Origin of the sequence: Gemmiger formicilis (genome assembly GCF_016900095.1) — a bacterium.
Lineage (GTDB): Bacteria > Bacillota > Clostridia > Oscillospirales > Ruminococcaceae > Gemmiger > Gemmiger formicilis_A.
The window spans coordinates 1-15,691 of record NZ_JACJJP010000008.1 but is presented as its reverse complement, the minus strand read 5'-3'; the positions used below and the strand labels follow the sequence as shown (position 1 = coordinate 15,691).

General features: G+C 56.5%; 12 protein-coding genes and 2 tRNA genes. 12 read left to right on the top strand and 2 right to left on the bottom strand.

Annotated elements, in window-relative coordinates:
- Positions 1-492: 492 nt before the first annotated feature.
- Positions 493-2,010: a WecB/TagA/CpsF family glycosyltransferase gene (locus H6B15_RS15775; RefSeq protein ID WP_204646873.1), complete on the top strand. Its 1,518-nt coding sequence runs from the start codon at positions 493-495 to the stop codon at positions 2,008-2,010.
- Between the two features lie 348 nt (positions 2,011-2,358).
- On the opposite strand, the gene H6B15_RS05335 is transcribed toward H6B15_RS15775, so the two are convergent.
- Entirely contained in the window at positions 2,359-3,279 is a 921-nt protein-coding gene (locus H6B15_RS05335) for a nucleotidyltransferase family protein (protein ID WP_204646871.1), read from the bottom strand.
- A 415-nt stretch (positions 3,280-3,694) separates the two neighbouring features.
- Positions 3,695-3,770 (bottom strand) — tRNA-Lys (locus H6B15_RS05330).
- A 191-nt stretch (positions 3,771-3,961) separates the two neighbouring features.
- On the opposite strand from H6B15_RS05330, the gene H6B15_RS05325 reads away from it, so the two are divergent.
- The 11 genes from H6B15_RS05325 (at position 3,962) to H6B15_RS05275 (ending at position 15,572) form a co-directional block, all read left to right on the top strand.
- Complete coding sequence (locus H6B15_RS05325; protein WP_204646869.1) at positions 3,962-4,756, top strand: YhfC family intramembrane metalloprotease; 795 nt, start codon at positions 3,962-3,964, stop codon at positions 4,754-4,756.
- Positions 4,757-4,836: 80 nt separating this feature from the next.
- Complete coding sequence (locus H6B15_RS05320) at positions 4,837-6,303, top strand: MBOAT family O-acyltransferase (protein WP_204646867.1); 1,467 nt, start codon at positions 4,837-4,839, stop codon at positions 6,301-6,303.
- Positions 6,304-6,315: 12 nt separating this feature from the next.
- Positions 6,316-7,299 carry a hypothetical protein gene (locus tag H6B15_RS05315; RefSeq protein WP_204646865.1) on the top strand — a complete coding sequence of 328 codons (984 nt, stop codon included), beginning with the start codon at positions 6,316-6,318 and terminating at the stop codon, positions 7,297-7,299.
- A gap of 354 nt (positions 7,300-7,653) precedes the next feature.
- Positions 7,654-8,886, top strand: a complete 1,233-nt coding sequence (locus tag H6B15_RS05310) for a 6-phosphofructokinase (protein WP_204646864.1) — start codon at positions 7,654-7,656, stop codon at positions 8,884-8,886.
- 142 nt (positions 8,887-9,028) lie between these two features.
- Positions 9,029-9,105, top strand: a tRNA-Val gene (locus tag H6B15_RS05305).
- Between the two features lie 375 nt (positions 9,106-9,480).
- Positions 9,481-10,608, top strand: a complete 1,128-nt coding sequence (locus H6B15_RS05300; protein WP_204646863.1) for an ABC transporter ATP-binding protein — start codon at positions 9,481-9,483, stop codon at positions 10,606-10,608.
- A complete protein-coding gene (locus tag H6B15_RS05295; RefSeq protein WP_204646862.1) occupies positions 10,605-11,474 on the top strand; it encodes a carbohydrate ABC transporter permease in 870 nt (289 codons plus the stop codon). The genes H6B15_RS05300 and H6B15_RS05295 overlap by 4 nt, the downstream gene beginning before the upstream one ends.
- A gap of 158 nt (positions 11,475-11,632) precedes the next feature.
- On the top strand, positions 11,633-12,406 hold the full coding sequence (locus H6B15_RS05290) for a carbohydrate ABC transporter permease (RefSeq protein WP_430661828.1): 774 nt from the start codon (positions 11,633-11,635) through the stop codon (positions 12,404-12,406).
- A 79-nt stretch (positions 12,407-12,485) separates the two neighbouring features.
- Positions 12,486-13,907, top strand: a complete 1,422-nt coding sequence (locus tag H6B15_RS05285) for an ABC transporter substrate-binding protein (protein ID WP_204646860.1) — start codon at positions 12,486-12,488, stop codon at positions 13,905-13,907.
- Between the two features lie 73 nt (positions 13,908-13,980).
- Complete coding sequence (locus H6B15_RS05280) at positions 13,981-14,715, top strand: glycerophosphodiester phosphodiesterase (RefSeq protein WP_204646859.1); 735 nt, start codon at positions 13,981-13,983, stop codon at positions 14,713-14,715.
- A gap of 5 nt (positions 14,716-14,720) precedes the next feature.
- Complete coding sequence (locus H6B15_RS05275) at positions 14,721-15,572, top strand: HAD-IIA family hydrolase (protein WP_243424293.1); 852 nt, start codon at positions 14,721-14,723, stop codon at positions 15,570-15,572.
- Positions 15,573-15,691 lie beyond the last annotated feature (119 nt).

The window sequence follows — 15,691 nt, the reverse complement described above, 5'->3', positions numbered from 1 at the left end:
CCTTTGCTTCCGGTTGTTTATGGAGGACTTGTACCAGGCTGCCTCACACAAGCTCCCCGAACCGCTTCTTGCTAGCTTTCTTATTTAGCTGCACAATCTTTTTAGGCATGGTTTGCTGACTCCTTCCAGAATGGTGTGTCGCAACTTCATTCTGCCAGAAATCTGCATACCATGCCTTTTTATTTCTACGAAATATATGGCGCTTTATCTGATTGGATTTGGGTTTCTTGCTATTTACAATCATGTATGCTATCATACATAAGGATTGAACAAATAAATCCTTCATTCGGTAAAACCACGTATCTTATCATGGCTACGACTGATAGAAAGTCTTGAATGCATCTGTACCGCGAACATTTGACAGGTCAGGATAAAAAATGAGATTATTTTCTGTGTATTCTCGAGCCTGTTCGAGGTATTTTCAGACACACATATGCTAGTCTTGGTATGTACGCATCCAAATACTGTGTTTAAATACGAGGGTTACTGTATATGCATCATAGAACACCTGTCGCTATTGCATTTCTGAATGTAATAGTAGATTTTGCTTTGCTGCTGTTGTCTTTCTTCCTTGCAGGCTTTCTTCGTATGGTAGTGCCTTTGGGCAGCAAGTTCTTCCCGATTGATTTGTCACGTTTTTTCCCTATTGCATTGATTTATGCCATCGTGATGGTACTTTGTTATGCGGGAACCAATTGCTACCGCAGTCTGCACTGTTCAGGCCTCTTGAAAGAGGGGTTCAAGATTGCAGTAATCAATGTACTGGGTTTGGCATTGGTGGCGACAATTTTGTTTGTGTTCCAACTGTCCCAGTTTTCTCGGTTGTTGCTTCTGTATTTCTATATTTTGACAACGGCTACCATTCTTGCTAAGCGACTGATTGTGGATAAGCTTGCTACCGCTCACGAGCGAAGCAAAAACCTGCACACCAATGTACTGATAATCGGCAGTGCGGAGACAGCTCAGCGCTATTATAAGGATGTTGTACAGAAAAAAAATTTCGAGATGCACTATATAGGGTATCTGGATGCACAACCTTCGCAGCATATGCCGCAATACCTAGGAGATGTGGCAGATTTACGAAAAGTCTTGCAGTCTGTTGCGGTGGACAAGATTATTATTGCGCAGGATACCCAGAGCGCCCTTCAGCTACGGACAATTATTGCAATTGCGGATACCTATAAGATCGAGGTGGCGGTCATCCCGGTGTACAACGATTTTGTGGGGGGACGGTCACAGCTTTATATCGAAAACGGCTTTCGCCTGATCGACGTGAAAATGATGGACACCTGTAATATAATGGGTGTGGATATTGTTGTCACGGATATGAACAAGACGATACAGACCATTGAGGAAAAGCTGGAGGACTGGAGAGGAAAGTACATTTGTGTGGCCAATGTGCACACAACGGTAACTGCTCACAAGGACAAAAAGTACCAGGCGGTCCAGCAAGGGGCGGCAATGGCCCTGCCGGATGGCGGTCCGTTGTCACAGTACAGCAGAGAACAGGGCTATACCGAAGCGCAACGTGTTACCGGTCCTGATCTTATGCAGGAAATTCTGAAGCTCTCTCCTCAGAAAAAATGGCGGCATTATTTTTATGGATCAACGCCGGAAACCTTGAAGACCCTGGAGCAGAAAATTCATGAGCGCTATCCCGGTACGATCATTGCCGGCATGTACAGCCCGCCTTTCCGTGCTCTGACGCCGCAGGAAGACGCTGCTTGTGTAGAGCAAATCAACGCGACACACCCGGATTTCGTTTGGGTCGGTCTGGGTGCACCCAAGCAAGAACTCTGGATGGCAGCGCATGAAGACGAGGTCCACGCCTTGATGATTGGCGTGGGGGCGGCTTTTGACTATGAGGCAGGGAATATCAAACGAGCACCTATGTGGATGCAGCGGCGCAATCTGGAATGGTTTTATCGTTTGATGCAGGACCCAAAGCGGTTGTTCAAGCGGTACTTCACCACCAACTTGAGTTACCTCTGGTGGAAATGGCGTCAGTAAGGATGTGTCGCTTACAACTATAGTCAACAAAAAATGTCCCTTATGGAATTATTCTCCATAAGGGACACTTTTGTTTTTGCTTTAGCAAAGAGGAATCAGGGGCTTCCGGTATAGCTTCAAAAGTTGATGGCTATGCCGCTGGGATCAGGCACAAGAAGCAACGTCTGAGCTACTATAGTAATGAGTTCTCAGGCCACTATAAAACAGCATACGCAGTGTTGCTTTATCACAAATAGTTCAGCATACACAAAGTAGGTACACAACCGTCATACAGTAGTTACACGGAAGTAGGGAAGAAAAGTCGTTTACAATCAGACCAGGGCAAGCATCAGGGAAGTCATCAAAAGTTTATTTACTCCACAAATCTGCCGCATACAAGCCGGAAGCGACCATATCACGGAAGCCCTTTTGCGCCAGTTCAGTGTCTTCTTTGTAGGTGATTCCGATCCACTTGTCCGGCGTTTTCATAACTTTGACGGTGGCTTTTCCCTTTTTCAGCAGGTCATCCACGATGATGGGAAGCAAATATTCTGCTTTGGTAGGATTGTCGCCCAATTTGCTGAGAAATTCTGCGAAGCCTTCTTCCAGATAATCCAGAAAATCGGGATAAGCTGCCCACATGTTCATGGAAACAGGCACATCTTCGCTCAAAATAGCCTGGGAATCTTCCCGATCACAGACCAGTTTACCTTCGGCATTGTAGCCGATGCCGGTAGTCTCCAGCACATCGGTCAGCATACCGTTTTCATCGGTAATACAGATACCGCGGGTTACTGTACCGTTCTCGCTGAGCGTATTCTTCAAAATGAAGCCGGCCATGCCCATACGGAAGATGCCGTTGCTTTCATAAGGTTGGATCAGAAAGTCATGCAGCAATTTGAAGGCTTCTTTGCCATAGTAGTCGTCGGCGTTGATGATGGCAAAGGGCTCCTTCACGATATTCTTGCAGCAAAGAACGGCCTGGCCGGTACCCCAGGGTTTGGAACGGCCTTCCGGCACGGAGAAGCCGGCGGGCAGGTCATCGATGGACTGAAATACATACTCCACATCCATCTGACTGCTGATACGATTGCCTATAATTTGCTTGAATTCTTCTTCGATATCTTTGCGGATAATAATGACTACTTTATTAAAGCCGGCTTCTTTGGCGTCGTGAATTGAATAATCCATAATGATTTCGCCATTAGGACCCATCTTTGCCAGTTGCTTGATGCCAGCGCCAAAACGGGAACCAATGCCGGCCGCCATGATAATTAGTGTGGTTTTCATAATGCACCCCTTGTATATTTGAAAATCAATAAAACGGGATATGCTTATGATAATACCTCTCACCTGAAAATGCAATAAAAATACATAGATGGAGACTTTTTTTCATGCAATTGTGAAAAAACTTTTGAGAAACAAGGAAATATTTGGTCTATACGCTGGAATTTTTGCACCGTATCCCGACTCGAATCTGGAAGGATAGAAAATGACCGAAGAAGTTCCAAAGGGGGGCATCCGGGCTTGAACGGTGTCGCGAGACTATAAAAGCCACAGTGAACAGAGAAGAAGTACTGAGAAATTCACCATTCTGCTTGAACAGCGGGTTATAAACGGGCATTGATATCCTGCTATCTTCGGAACTGGCGGAGGTATCCACTAAAGCGTACAAAAAAGCCTTACGCAAAAGCGTAAGGCTTTTTGGTGCGCCCGCAGGAACTCGAATCCTGGACCCTCTGATTAAAAGTCAGATGCTCTACCAACTGAGCTACGGGCACATGGCTGTGCTGTCATTAAGCTACTGTATTATACCCCAAATGTGCAAATAAGTCAATCATAAATTTTACAAAACTGTTTTTGGCTCAAATTGACAGTCCGACCTTTGGTGGGGTATAATGGGGCATACATTGGAAAAATCCTCTGCGGGTGCATCCCGCGGGGCTTTTTCGCACAAAAAAGAGGTGCTTTTATGCCTACATCGGTTCCGTTCCTCTCGGTGGCCAGCGCCATGCTCAGCCTGCTGGTGATTGTGGGTGTGCCGGTCGGCCTTGGCATTGCGGTCACACGCAAGCACAAGGGCAGCGGATACGCCATCATGATCGGTGCGTTCTGCTATATTGTGGGCGCCTATGTGCTGGAGCAGATCCTGCACAGCCTGGTGTTCACCCTCTACCCGGACATCCGGCAGAACATTCCGGTCTACTGCCTGTACGGCGGCCTGGCCGCCGGTCTGTTCGAGGAGACCGCCCGGTATCTGGGCCTCCGGGCTCTGTGCAAAAAGGACAAGAGCCCGGCCATCGGCTTTGCCTACGGTGTGGGCCATGGCGGCATCGAAGCCATTTTGCTGGCGGGACTTACCATGCTCAACAACCTGATGGTCATGTACGCCATCAACAGCGGCAACACCGAAAGCCTGCTCACCGGCCTGGAAGGGGATCAGGTGACCGCGGCCCAGCAGCAGCTGGCCCAGCTGGCCGCCGTGCCCGCCACCCAGTGGCTGGCCGCCGGGTTTGAACGCCTGTGCGCCATCGGGCTGCATCTGGCCTTGTCCATGCTGATCTGGATGGTGGTCACCCGCCGTCTGCCCGCCTGGGGCTATCCTCTGGCCATTGTGCTCCATGCGGTGTCCAACCTGCCCGCCATGCTGTACCAGACCGGTGTGCTTACCGTCTGGCCCACCGAGTTTGCCACCCTGGTTCTGGTGGTCCTGGTGGCGCTGCTGGTCCGGCAGCTTTACCGCCGGTCAGCACCCGCCAAAATCTGAACGTCCGTTGTTTTACCTTGCTGTCCTCGCCGGTTTTCCCGGCGGGGACACCTTTTTGTGATTGAGACAGGGAGACCTTCATGCTGTTTAACTCGCTGGCCTACGCGGTCTTTCTGCCGCTGGCCGTCCTGGTATATTTCCTGCTCCCCCAGCGCTTGCGCTGGGTGGCGCTGCTGGGATTCAGCTATTACTTTTATATGAGCTGGAACCCGGAACTGATCGTGCTGATCCTCTTCACCACTGTGGTCAGCTGGGCCGCGGCGCTGGGGGTGCAACGGCTGCAACGTCCGGTGCTGCGCAAAGCCGCCCTGTGGAGCGGCGTGGGTCTGTGCCTGGCCTGCCTGTTCTTTTTCAAATATTTCAACTTCTTTTCCCAGAATGTGACGGCGCTGCTGCAGGCGGTGGGACTGCCTCTGCAGCCCACCACCCTGGAACTGGTCCTTCCTGTGGGCATCAGCTTTTACACCTTCCAGACCCTCAGCTATGTGGTGGATGTCTACCGCGGTGATCTGAAAGCTGAACCCCATTTCGGCTATTATGCGCTGTACGTCAGCTTTTTCCCCCAGCTGGTGGCCGGTCCCATCGAGCGTGCCGGCAACCTGCTGCCCCAGCTGCATCAGAAACATGACCCCGACCGGGCGGCCTTCAGCGCCGGTCTGCGCAAAATCTGCGTGGGCATGTTCAAGAAGGTGGCTATTGCGGATTTTGTGGCCACCTACGTGAACAATGTGTACAACGACCTGGCGGGGAAGGGCGGCCTGACCCTGATTCTGGCCACCCTGTTGTTCAGCGTGCAGATTTACTGCGATTTCTCCGGTTATTCCGACATCGCCGTGGGCAGTGCCCGGCTGCTGGGCATCGACCTGATGGAAAACTTCCGCAGCCCCTACATGGCCCGCAGCGTCAAGGATTTCTGGCGGCGCTGGCACATCAGCCTGACCCGGTGGTTCACCGACTATGTGTATATCCCGCTGGGAGGCAGCCGGTGCAGCCGGTGGCGGCATCTGCGCAACCTGGCGGTGACCTTCCTGCTCAGCGGATTGTGGCATGGTGCCAGCTGGACCTTTGTGCTGTGGGGGTTGTACCACGGCCTGTGGCTGTGCGCCGAAACCTTCTACCTTCCCCAAATCGAAGCCCTGCAAAACCGCCTGAAAGGGGGCCGGGGCGCCGCCTTTGCAACTCTTCGCACTGTGGTCACCTGCTGCATTGTGGGCTTTGGCTGGATCTTCTTCCGGGCCAACGATCTGTCCGACCTTTTGTATGTGCTGACTCATCTGGGGCAGGGACTCAGCCCGGTGCACCTGGTGGCGTATGCCCAGGCGGCGGGGCTTACCCCGGCCCTGCTGGGGCTGGCCTTTGCCCTGATTGCGGCGCTGCTGGTGTATGACTGGTACGCCGCCTACCGTGCCGACCCGCTGCAGGCCATCCGCCGTGCCCGGCCCTGGCAGCGGTATGGGTTCTATTATCTGCTTTGTTTTGGGGTGCTGGTGGCCCTGTGCTCCCGCCCCTTCGGCGCTACCGCCGATTTCATCTACTTCCAGTTCTGACAGGGGGCCCTTATGACAAGAAAAGAAATTCTGCGTTATCTGGGCAAGGTCCTGGCTTTTCTTCTGGCCCTTTGCCTGCCCTTTGTTCTGCTCATCGGGTGCATCGGGTTTGTGCCCGAAACCACCCAGCAAAGCCTGCTCTACACCCTGCACTACAAGCTGGACCTGCTGCGGGACACCCCCGGTGGTGATCGTATTCTGATTGCCGGGGGCTCTGCCACCGAATACGGCGCTGACTGTCAGGCCATCGCCGATGCCACCGGCCGACCCACCTACTGCGTGGGGGTCACCGCCTACCTGGGCATGCAGATGTACCTGAACATGCTGGACCGCTACGCCCAGCCGGGGGACACGGTGATCCTGATGCTGGAGCATCTGATGCTGCGCAACACCGGGGTGGATTATCTGGTGCTGTGGCAGGCCTGCGGCACCGACCCGGACGCCTGGGCCTGCGTGCCGCCTGACCTGTGGCTGGGGGCGGCGGCCAGTGCGGGGCGGTATCTGGCCCAGCGCTGGCCCACCGACTGGACCCCGCTGCAGGGGCTGCACTGGACAAGCTACGACTATCCCCCGGGCCAGACGCCCCACAGCGAGGATTTCGGGCCGTCGGGCAACGTGATCACCCCGCGCACCAACATTCTGGAACACAAATACAACACCCAGGATATGGTGTCACTCAGTGCCGACATTCTGGACAAAGACACCGTGAATGCCATCCGCACCTTTACAGACAAGATGGAGCGGCGGGGGGTGACGGTGCTGTTCAGCCATGCGCCCCTCAACGCCCTGTGCGTGACCAGCGATGCCGCCGAGAATGAAGCGTATGCCCGGGCGGTGCGGCAGGAACTGGGATTACCGGTGCTGGTGGATTATCCCGACGCCATCATGGACGGCGCGCTGTTTTATGACAGCAACAACCATCTGAACACCGAGGGCGCCGCCCTTTATACGCAAAAATTGATCGAAGGTCTTGCTCGGCAGGATATGGCCGGGTGAGGCGAAAAAAGCCCGTCTCTGCGCTGTTTGCGTTGAGGCGGGCCCTTTGCATTGGATGACATTGAAAATCGGGAAAGGGAAGCAAAAAACGGCAAGAACGCAATTTTTGCAATGTTTTTGAGGGCGCAGAAAAAGCCCGGAAAAGCAGGGGCATTCCGCTGAGCGGAACGCAAGGAAAAGCCAAAATTCAACATGCGGAACACAGTTCCGCTCAATGGAACCAGGGAGGCGCACAACCCGGAAATGTGGGTTGTCAACTGCGACAATGGTCAACCACATGCAGAAATGCTACACTGATATAGACAAAACAAGCGCGGCAGCAATGTGGCGCCGGAACATTTCGGGAGGTTCAATATGGCAAAAAATGCGATTGTGGGCCAGTCTGGCGGTCCTACTTCTGTGATCAACGCAAGCCTGGCGGGTGTGTTTGAAAGCTGCAAACGCCGTGGAGCGGAGAAGGTTTACGGCATGATGCACGGTGTGGCCGGTCTGCTGGAACGCCGGGTCTGCGTGCTGGACGACAAGCTGACCTGCGCCATGGACATCGAACTGCTCAAGCGCACCCCGTCCAGCTATCTGGGCAGCTGCCGCTACAAACTGCCCGACTGGCATGACCCGGAAGGGGAGGCCGTGTACAAGCAGCTGTTTGAGATTCTGAAGGAGCTGGACATCGGCTACTTCTTCTATATCGGCGGCAACGACAGCATGGACACCATCGGCAAGCTGGCGGACTACGGCTCCCACATCGGCAGCGAAATCCGGTTCATGGGTGTGCCCAAGACCATCGACAACGACCTGATGGTCACCGATCATACCCCCGGTTACGGCAGCGCCGCCAAGTACATCGGCGTGGTGATGAAGGAGATCATCCGGGATGCCACTGTCTACGGCACCAAGTACGTCACCATCGTGGAGATCATGGGCCGCAACGCCGGCTGGCTGACCGCCGCCGCTGCCCTGGCCCGGGCCGAGGACTGCGAGGGCGTGGACATGATCTGCCTGCCCGAAATTCCCTTCAACGTGGACCGCTTTGTGGAAAAGGTGGAGCGTATGCAGGCCAAAAAGCCCAGCATCGTCATTGCCGTGTCCGAAGGCGTCAAGTTGGAGGATGGCCGCTATGTCTGCGAGCTGGCCGACGACGTTCACGCGGTGGATGCCTTCGGTCACAAGGCCCTGACTGGTACCGCCCGTTTCCTGGCCAATACGGTGGCCCGCCGCCTGGACACCAAGACCCGCTGCATCGAGCTGTCCACCCTGCAGCGCTGCGCCGGTCACCTGACCAGCCGCACCGACATCACCGAAGCCTACCAGGTGGGCGGTGCCGCCGTCAAGGCTGCCTTTGAGGGCCATACCGGGGAGATGGTGGCCATCAAGCGCATCTCCAACGCACCCTACCAGGCCACCACCGAACTGCATCCCATCAGCGAGGTGGCCAACCTGGAAAAGAAGGTTCCGCTGGAATGGATCAACGCCGACCATACCGACATGATGCCGGAATTCATCTCCTACGCCATGCCGCTGATCCAGGCGGAGCTGACCCCCATCTACGTGGAGGGCCTGCCCCATCACATCTACCTGCCGGAATAATTTCCACCGGTTTTGCCGGTCTTTGTCCCGCCCGCGCCTGCTTGCGCCGGCGGGACCTTTTGTTTTGAATCAGATGCGAAAAAAATCCAAAAACCTGCTTGACAAACATCCGCCCATGCGCTATAATAACACATGTCGTTACGGATGATTAGCTCAGCTGGTTAGAGCGCTGCGTTCACATCGCAGAGGTCGAGGGTTCGAGTCCCCCATCCTCCACCAACGTTGCGCCCCGGTCGTTGACCGGGGCGTTTTTGTTTTTTCCTTTCAATAGCCTGCTGCGGAGCACTTGCTCTGCGGTGGGCTTTTTCTCTTTTTACAAAACGGAGGGTTTTGGCCGGCAAAGAAAAAGTTTTGTCAAAAACCGGGAAGCCGTGGTGTCCGTGGCGTAAAGCCGAGGTAAAAAATGGCAGGTAAGGGAAGGCTGCAAAAAGAAAAAATAACCGGACATCGAAAAAATCAGCCTTTTCAAATGTTTTCGGATATTTTACCCCAGCATGAACGACAGCATCCCACCCTTTGCGGTATTATATCCGACGGGCGCCAGAGAGTGCCCGTCATCAGTGATTGTTACCGGAGGAGGAAACGGGATCTTCTATGGCTGAAATCGTATTGAAAGATGTATGCAAGGTATTTGAGAAGGATCAATATGCGGTGAGCGATTTTTCGCTGCGCATCCGTGACGGCGAATTTGTGGTTTTTGTGGGGCCTTCGGGCTGCGGCAAGTCCACCACCCTGCGGATGATCGCCGGCCTGGAGGATATCTCCAAGGGCGAACTGTGGATCGGGGACGAGCTGTGCAACTACGCAGAACCCGGGGAACGGGACCTGTCCATGGTGTTCCAGAACTACGCCCTGTATCCCCAGATGTCGGTGTATGACAACATGGCTTTCTCCCTGTCGGTGCGCAAGGTCCCCAAAAAGGAAATCCGCCGCCGGGTGGAGGAAACCGCCGAAATGCTGGGCATCTCCAACCTGCTGAACCGCCGTCCGGCGGCCCTTTCCGGCGGCCAGAAACAGCGTGTGGCCATCGGCAGCGCCATCATGCGCAAGCCCAAAGCCTTCCTGATGGACGAACCCCTGTCCAATCTGGACGCCAAGCTGCGCACCCATATGCGGGTGGAACTGGCAGACCTGCACCACAAGCTGGGCATCACCACCATCTACGTCACCCACGACCAGACCGAGGCCATGACCCTGGCTGACCGCATTGTGGTTATGAAAGCCGGGTATATCCAGCAGGTGGCCACCCCCATCGACCTGTACAACCACCCTACCAACATGTTTGTGGCGGGCTTTATCGGTTCCCCGGCCATGAACTTCCTGCGGGGCAAGGTCAAGCGGGCAGGGAAGGGGGCGGCCTTCCTCACCGAGGGCGGCCAGATCTTCCCTTTGACCGAGGACCAGGCCCATGTGCTGTGGCCCCAGCACGACAACCGGGCCCTGGTGCTGGGCATCCGGCCGGAGGACCTGTACACCGCGCCTGTCCATGCGGGCAAGGTGTACGGTGAGATGAAAGGCAACGTCACCGCCTGCGAGGCCCTGGGCTCCGAAGCCATCGTGCACATTGAGAATGAGGACGGCGAGTTTGCCGCCCGGGTGGCGCCGGACCACGGTGCTCAGCCCGGCAAGGAAGCGGCTCTGTATCTGGACATGGCCAACGCCCACTTCTTTGACGGCGAAACCGAACAGAATCTTTTCTACCAGTGGAGGAACGAAGCATGAAAGCCTTTGTGGAAAAACTGAAGGGTTGCAGCCCCTATGCCTATCTGATCCCCTGCTTTGCCATCTTTGCCATGTTCCTGTTTTACCCCTTCGTCAAGACCATCTACCTCAGCATGTTCCTCACCGACAAGCTGGGCCGGGCCAAAATCTTTGTGGGGGCGCAGAACTACATCGACCTGCTCACCTCCGAAAGCTTTTACAACAGCATCCTCGTCACCCTGATCTTTGTGGTCATCGTGGTGTTCGGCAGTATGTTGCTGGGCCTGGTGGCAGCGGTGCTGTGCAGCAAGACCTTCCCGGGCATCCGGGCGTTCAGCACCTCCTACGCACTGCCCATGGCCATCGCCTCCAGCGGCGCGGCCATGATCTTCAAGGTGATCCTCAACCCCACCATCGGTCTGTTCAACAAGGTCACCGGTCTGGACATCAACTGGATCAGTGATCCCCGCTACGCCCTGATCTGCGTGGCCGTGCTCACCGCCTGGCTGAACAGCGGCATCAACTTCCTGTACTTCTCCGCCGGCCTGGGCAACATTGACGAGTCCATCTACGAGCGCGCCTCGGTGGACGGCGCCAGCGGCGTGCAGAAGTTCTTCCGCCTGACTTTGCCGGGTCTCAGCCCCATCATGTTCTACACTCTGGTGGTCAACATCATCCAGGCATTCCAGTCCTTCGGCCAGGTCAAGATCCTGACCCAGGGCGGCCCCGGCGAATCCACCAACCTGATCGTCTATTCCATCTACCGCGACGCCTTCTTCAACTACAAGTTCGGCAGCGCGGCGGCGCAGTCGGTGATTCTGTTCCTCATCATCATGGCGCTGACACTGGTCATGTTCAAGGTTGAAAAGAAGGGAGTCAAATACTGATGGAAAATACCGCTGTCCTCAAAACGCCCACGGGCACAACCCTCCATCGCGAAAATTACACCCAGGAGGAGCTGGCCGCCCTGCACCGCCGCATGGGTCTGGCGGCCCTGCGCCGCCGGCGCATCCGCACCGGGGTACTGATTGTGCTCAACGTGATCATGGCCCTGTTCATCCTCTTTCCGCTGCTGTACGCGGTCAGCGTCTCCCTGATGCCCGGGGATGAGCTCTTCACCATGGAGATGAACCTGCTGCCCAAACATCCGGATTTCGGCAACTACATCCGCGCCTGGACCCAGGTGCCGCTGCTGCGCTTCGTGCTCAACTCCTTTATCGTGGCGGGCTGCATCACCCTGGGCCAGATCCTGACCTGCTCCCTGGCGGCCTTTGCCTTCTCCTTCCTGAACTTCAAGGGCAAGAACCTGCTGTTCATGCTGGTCATGGCCACCATGATGGTTCCCGGCGAGGCCACCATCATTTCCAACTACCTCACCGTCAGTTCCCTGGGCATTCTGGACACCTACCTGGTGCTGATTCTGCCCTCCCTGACCTCCGCCATGGGTATCTTCCTGTTCCGGCAGTTCTATATGACCTTCCCCATGTCCCTGTATGAATCTGCCAAACTGGACGGCTGCGGCAACCTGCGGTTCATCGTCAGCATCCTGCTGCCCCTGACCAAGTCGGCCATCGGCGCCATGTCGGTGTACACCTTCATCAACGCCTGGAACATGTACATGTGGCCGCTGCTGGTCACCGGCTCCCAGGAAATGCGTACCGTCCAGATCGGCATCAGCATGCTGGACAATACCGACGCCCAGTCGGTCACCCTGATGATGGCCGGTGTGGTTTCGGTGATCATCCCCAGCATGGTCATCTTCATCGCCGGCCAGAAACAGCTCATCCGGGGCATGTTCTCCGGCGCGGTGAAAGGCTGAGTTTTGCTGTTGCGGCGGGACATCCCGCCTGACATAGATTTTGGTTGACAAATGTGATATTGTAGGAGTGTGTAAGTAGATGAAAGCCAAAAAGATTCTGGCCGGCCTGATGGCCGCCGCCCTTGTCGCCGTGCCCCTGGCGGGCTGCGGCTCCACCCAGACCGCTGCCGCCGTGAATACCGGCGACACCGCCGCCGATGCCGCCGCCAGCGAGGCGGAAGCTGCCTCCCAGCTGATCGGCGCCGATTTCAACACCCTGGACACCACCGGCACCACCATCACCTTCTGGCATTCCATGGGCGGCGTCAACGGCGAGGCCATGACCGCCCTGGTGGACAAGTTCAACCAGGAAAACCAGTACGGCATCACGGTGGAAGCGGTCTACCAGGGCAGCTACGATGACGCCATCAACAAGCTCAAGAGCGCCCAGATCGGCAACATGGGCGCCGACCTGGTCCAGATTTACGACATCGGCACCCGCTTCATGATCGACTCCGGCTGGGTTGTCCCCATGCAGCAGCTCATCGATGCCGCCGGGTATGATCTGTCCCAGATCGAGCCCAACATCGCGGCCTACTACACCACCGACGCGGGGCTGTACTCCATGCCGTTCAACTCTTCCACCCCGCTGCTGTACTACAACAAGGATATGTTTGATGCCGCCGGCATCACCGAAGTGCCCACCAGCCTGGAGGAAATCGCCGAGGTGGGCGACCAGCTGAAGGAGAAGGCCGGTACCCAGGAAGTGCTGGCCATGAGTGTGTACGGCTGGTGGTTTGAGCAGTTCCTGTGCAAGCAGGGCCTGGAGATGGTGGACAACGGCAACGGCCGTACCGCCCCCGCCACCAGCGTGGTCTTTGACCAGAACGGCGGCGCGCTGAACATCCTGAATGCCTGGAAGAAACTGTACGACGAAGGCTATGCCCCCAACGTGGGCCGCAGCGGCAGCGACACCGCCACCACCGACTTTACCTCCGGCAAGGCGGCCATGATGCTGGGGTCCACCGCCTCCCTGAAGCAGGTCCTGCAGGACACCGGCGATTCCTTTGAGGTGGGCACCGCCTACTTCCCGGCGGTTTCTTCCTCCGATGAAGGCGGCGTGTCCATCGGCGGCGGTTCTCTGTGGGCGCTGAACAACAACGACCCCGTCAAGCTGGCGGCCACCTGGCGCTTCATCGAATTCCTGATCTCGCCCGAATCCCAGGCTTACTGGAACGCCCAGACCGGCTACTTCCCGGTGACCACCGCCGCCGCGGAGGAGGACGTGTACAAGCAGAACATGGAACAGTATCCCCAGTTCCAGACGGCCATTGACCAGCTGCATTCTTCCGCCCCGCAGTACGCGGGCGCGCTGCTCAGCGTCTTCCCCGAATCCCGCCAGATCGTGGAAACCGAGATCGAGGAGATGCTCAACGGCAGCCAGACCCCCGAGGAAGCCGTCCAGTCCATCACCGAGCAGGTCAACGAGTCCATCGAAACCTACAACCTTATCAACGGATAATCTGTAAACAGGCACTGACCGGGAAAGGCGCGGGCTTTTCCCGGTTTTTGTGCAGGAAAGGATGATTTGGTATATGAAAAATGTAAAGGTATACGCCCACCGCGGCGCCAGCGCCTACGCCCCCGAAAACACCCTGCCCGCGTTCCAACTGGCCGAAGAGCAGGGCGCCGACGGCATTGAGCTGGACGTGCATCTGACCAAGGACGGGGAACTGGTGGTCATCCACGACGAAAAACTGGACCGCACCACCAACGGCATCGGCCTGGTACGGGACTATACCCTGGCCGAACTGAAGCAGTTCTGTGCCGACAACGGTATGCCCGGCTACGCCGACGTTCGCATCCCCACCCTGCGGGAGGTGCTGGAACAGGTCAGGCCCGGCAGGATGTTGGTGAACATCGAGCTCAAGACCGGCATTCTCTGGTATGAGGGCATCGAGAAAAAGACCCTGGACCTGGTGGCCGAACTGGGCATGCAGGATCGCATTATCTATTCTTCCTTCAACCATTACAGCATCGCCGAAGTGCGCCGCCTGGCCCCGGAAGCCCAGACCGCCTATCTGTTCGGGGACATTCCCTGCGATATCGAGCAATACGCCGCGCAACGGGGCGTGGGCGGGCTGCATCCCGGCCTGTACTGCGTCAAGATGGGAAATCTGCTCAAAACCTATCTGGACAGCGGCCTGGCTGTGCGGGTCTGGACGGTCAACGGGGCGGAGGACCTGCGCTGGCTGATGGAAGAGGGCGCCGATGTCATCACCAACGACCCCAAACTGGCGCTGACGGTGCGGGACGGCCTGGCGGAGTGATGCCCATGAAAAAACGCCTGTTTTTGCTGGACATTGACGGCACCATCTGCCGGGGCAATGCCCTGATTCCCGGGGCGGGAGAGTTCCTGCAGGCGGTGCGGCGCAGCGGGGGGCAGTTTGTCTTCATCACCAACAACGCTACCCGCAGCACGGCGGATTACATCCGATTTTTCCGCACCCTGGGGGTGGAAAGCGGCCCGGAAAACTATCTGACCGCCGCTTACGCCACCATCCGGTATATGCAGGAGCGTTACGCCGGGCAGCACATCTACATTCTGGCCACCGACTCCTTCACCGCGGAATGCCGCCAGAACGGCCTGCTGGTGACCACCGACGCCGCCGACCCGGCCATCACCTGCGTGCTGGTCTCCTATGATAACGCCCTGAATTATGACAAGATCAAGGACGTTTGCCTGCTGCTGACCACCCGGCAGGTGGATTACATCGCCACCAATCCCGACCTGGTCTGCCCGGTGGACTTCGGGTATCTGCCGGACTGCGGTGCCATCTGCAACATGATCGAAACCGCCACCCATCGCCGCCCCAGATTCTTGGGCAAGCCGGAACCCGCCATGGTACAGTATGCCCTGCAAAACGCCGGCTGCGCCCCGGAAAAAGCTCTGGTGGTGGGGGACCGCCTGTATACCGACATTGCCTGCGGACGGCGCGCCGGGGTGGAAACCGCCCTGGTGCTCAGCGGCGAAGCTACCCGGGCCGATGTGTATGACAGTGAGGAAAAACCGGACTACATTTTCCCCTCGGTGGCGGAATTGCGGCAGGAATTTCTGCCCGAACCCGCTGTGTCCTGTGTGCGGAACACCGCACCGGAAACATCCATGCGCGCCTGTGTATCGTAACCCATAAACGAACCACCCCGCTGCCGGATTTTTGAACTGCCCCAGAATTAGTAGACATGAATAAAAAGACCCTCGTGTAGTGGGGACCTTAACAGGACTGGCGAAGCGTAAGCGGAGCC